The organism is Streptomyces prunicolor NBRC 13075 (genome assembly GCF_000367365.1).
Taxonomy (GTDB): domain Bacteria; phylum Actinomycetota; class Actinomycetes; order Streptomycetales; family Streptomycetaceae; genus Streptomyces; species Streptomyces prunicolor.
The window spans coordinates 1-1,065 of sequence record NZ_BARF01000196.1; the positions used below are offsets into that span (position 1 = coordinate 1).

A 1,065-nucleotide genomic window follows, 5' to 3' on the forward strand; every position below is an offset into this window, starting at 1 on the left:
CGTTGTCGGCTGGTGAGCCGGGTTCGGTTGTGGGTTGTGCGTTGTCGGGGAAGACGGCGTTTGTGTTCTCGGGGCAGGGGGCGCAGCGGGCGCGGATGGGTGTGGGGTTGGCGCGGGTGTTCCCGGTGTTCGCGCGGGCGTTGGAGGAGGTGTGCGGGGAGCTGGATCCGCTGCTGGAGCGGCCGTTGACGGAGGTGTTGGCGGCGGAGGAGGGTTCTGCTGGGGCGGGGTTGCTGAATGACACGCAGTTCACGCAGGCCGGGCTGTTCGCTGTGGAGGTTGCGCTGTTTCGGCTGCTGGAGTCGCTGGGTGTGCGGGCGGATTTCCTGGTCGGGCATTCGGTGGGTGAGGTGGCGGCAGCGCATGTGGCGGGAGTGCTGTCGCTGTCTGATGCGTGTGTACTGGTGGCTGCTCGGGGCCGGTTGATGGGCGGGTTGCCGGTGGGTGGTGCGATGGCGGCTGTCCGGGCGACTGAAGCGGAAGTGCGCGAGTCGCTGGCTGGGTTCGGGGGCCGGTTGTCGGTGGCGGCGGTGAATGGTCCGCGTGCTGTGGTGGTTTCCGGTGGGCAGGAGGTGTTGGAGGAGTGGCTGCAGCTGCCTCTCTGGCAGGGTCGTAGGACAACGAAGCTGCGGGTGTCGCATGCGTTCCACTCGGCGCTGGTGGAGCCGATGCTGGGTGAATTCGCTGATGTGGTGGGCCAGTTGCAGTTCGCCGAGCCGGTGATTCCGGTGGTGTCGAATGTGACGGGTGCCCTGACCGGGCCGGGTGAGCTGGCGGATCCGGTGTATTGGGTACGGCATGCCCGTGAGGCGGTCCGGTTCGCCGACGGCATTGCGGCGCTCGCCGAGGCGGGCGTGACGCGGTTTGTGGAGGTCGGTCCGGACGGGTCGCTGACGGCGCTGGCCCGTGAGGTGTTGGAGGAGGCCGGGGAGACGGCGGTGGTGGTTGCGGTGCTGCGGGCCCGGCAGAGTGAGCCGGAGGCCTTCGCCGCGTTCCTGGGTCAGGCGTACACGGCCGGAATCGGTGTCGACTGGCCCGCGTTCTACGCCGGCAGCGGTGCTCGGG

At 69.1% G+C, this 1,065-nt stretch carries 1 protein-coding gene; it reads left to right on the plus strand.

All coding sequences use genetic code 11. The features are described 5' to 3' along the window. Positions 1-62: 62 nt before the first annotated feature. The coding region (locus SPR02S_RS58785) for an acyltransferase domain-containing protein (protein ID WP_158698040.1) at positions 63-1,065 on the plus strand (1,003 nt) is incomplete at its 3' end.